The sequence below is a fragment of the Streptomyces sp. SM1 genome (assembly GCF_002910825.1).
Taxonomy (GTDB): Bacteria; Actinomycetota; Actinomycetes; order Streptomycetales; family Streptomycetaceae; genus Streptomyces; species Streptomyces okerensis.
The window spans coordinates 1-2,301 of the sequence record NZ_NEUB01000039.1; the positions used below are offsets into that span (position 1 = coordinate 1).

Here is a 2,301-nt window from a genome sequence, read left to right on the forward strand (position 1 = left end):
CCGCGCGCGCGTGCAGCACGCTTCCGCGCTGCGCGCCCCCGGCGTGCGGGCGGAGTTAGGATCCGGGGCATGGCCCTGAGCGTGAGCGACGTGGAGCGGTTCATGGTCTCCAGGCCCCGGCTGGAGGCCATCGCCTACCGGCTGCTCGGCTCCGCGAGCGAGGCCGAGGACGCCGTGCAGGAGACGTTCCTGCGGTGGCAGGCCGCCGATGCCGGGCGCGTCCGGGTCCCCGAGGCGTGGCTGACGAAGGTGCTCACCAACGTGTGCCTCAACCAGCTCACCTCGGCCCGTGCGCGGCGCGAGACGTACGTGGGCCAGTGGCTTCCCGAGCCGCTGATCGCCGGGGACCCGATGCTCGGCCCCGCCGACACCGCCGAACAGCGCGAGTCGGTGTCGTACGCGGTCCTCGTCCTGCTGGAGCGGCTCGCGCCGAACGAGCGGGCGGTGTACGTCCTGCGGGAGGCGTTCGACTACCCGCACCGGGAGATCGCGGAGATCCTCGACCTCACCGAGGCCGCCAGCCAGCAGATCCTGCACCGCGCCAAGCAGCACATCGCGCGGGGCAGGCCGCGTACGGACATCGACGAGGCCGCCGCCCGGCGGGTCGTCGACGAGTTCCTCGCGGCCGCCGCCAGCGGACGGACCGAGCCGCTGGTCCGGCTGCTCACCGAGGACGCCGTCGCGGTCGGCGACGGTGGCGGAAAGGTCCCCGCCCGTGCCAAGGCGTTCGAGGGCGCGCTCGCGGTCGCCACGTACATGCGGGGTCTGTTCCTGCCCGGCAAGGCCAAGCGCGCCCTGGTCGGTGGCTCGCCCGGCGTCTACGCCACGACCGCCAACGGCGACCCCGCGCTGGTGGCGGTCGTCGACGGCCGGGTCGTCGGGGTCATCTGCCTGGAGGTGACCGCCGAGGGCATCGCCGCCGTCCGCAGCCAGGTCAACCCGGACAAGCTCGGGCGGGTGACCGAGCGCTGGGCGGCCGGCGGGCACGGCGAACCCCTGCTCCACGCGTTCTGACCATCATGTGACGCACGTCACATTGCATCCCTGTCAGGAAACGGCGGGCCACCCGGTTCAAGGGGGGAACCCGCAGACGACAGGAGCAGGCCATGCAGCATCGCATCATCGTCCTCGGAGCCGGCTACACGGGAGCCTCCGCCGCCGGACGCCTGGCCAGGCGGTTGCGCCGCGAGGACGTCACCATCACCCTCGTCAACGCCGAGCCGGACTTCGTCGAGCGTGTCCGCAACCACGAGCTCGCGGCCGGACGGCAGCTCAGGCACCGCCCGCTCGCCGGAATGCTCGCGGGCACCGGCGTGGAACTGAGGCTCGCCCGGGTCACCGGCGTCGACGTCGACCGCAGGTCCGTCGCCCTCCGGGACACGGACGCGAACGGAGGGGAAGACGCAGGCGGCGGCGCCGAGCTGGAGTACGACACCCTCGTGTACGCCCTCGGCAGCCGCTGGCACGACCAGGGCGTCCCCGGCGCCGCCGAGCACGCCCACGAGATCGCCGGCCGCCCCGGAGCGCTCCGGGTGCGCGAGCGGCTCGCCCGCCTGGAGGCCGGGCGGCCCGTGGTCGTGGTCGGCGGCGGTCTCACCGGCCTGGAGGCCGCGACCGAGATCGCCGAGGCCCGCCCGGACCTCGATGTCGCCCTCGCGGCCCGCGGCGGCCTCGGCGACTGGCTCTCCCCCAAGGGCCGCCGGCACCTGCGCAAGGTCGTCGACGGACTCGGCCTCACCGTGCACGAGCACACCGACGTCACCGCCGTCGCGGCCGACCGGCTCACCACCGCCGACGGCACCTCCCTCCCGTCCGCGCTCACCGTGTGGACCACCGGCTTCGCCGTCCACCCGATCGCGCGGGCCACCGCCCTGGAGACCACCGGCCCCGGACAGATCGTGGTGGACGCGACCATGCGCTCGGTCTCGCACCCCGAGGTGTACGCCATCGGCGACGCGGCCATGGTGACGGGCCCCGGCGACAAGCCGCTGCGGATGTCCTGCGCCTCGGGCGTCCCCACGGCGTGGCAGGCCGCCGACGCCATCGCCGCCCGCCTGACCGGCGGGAAGCTTCCGAACGTACCGATCCGCTACTTCAACCAGTGCGTCTCCCTGGGCCGCAAGGAGGGACTGATCCAGTACGTCACCGCCGACGACCGCGCCGTCGACACGGCCCTGACCGGACGGCTCGCCGCCCTCTACAAGGAAGTGGTCTGCAAGGGGGCCGCCTGGGGCGTGGCCCACCCGACGCTCGGCATCCCGACCCGGCGCCGCGCCGTACGGACCCCGGCCCCGGTGCCCG

2 protein-coding genes are annotated in these 2,301 nt (G+C 74.4%); both read left to right on the plus strand.

All coding sequences use genetic code 11. From position 1 onward, the window contains the following. The first annotated feature begins 69 nt into the window (after positions 1–69). Positions 70–1,014, plus strand: a complete 945-nt coding sequence (gene sigJ, locus B9S61_RS00850) for an RNA polymerase sigma factor SigJ (RefSeq protein ID WP_103540453.1) — start codon at positions 70–72, stop codon at positions 1,012–1,014. Positions 1,015–1,106: 92 nt separating this feature from the next. Further along, the coding region (locus B9S61_RS00855; RefSeq protein ID WP_103540454.1) for an NAD(P)/FAD-dependent oxidoreductase at positions 1,107–2,301 on the plus strand (1,195 nt) is incomplete at its 3' end.

Bases quoted from the DNA above. Each gene is read 5' to 3' on its own strand.
- sigJ (WP_103540453.1), top strand. From the start codon at position 70: ATGGCCCTGAGCGTGAGCGACGTGGAGCGGTTCATGGTCTCCAGGCCC.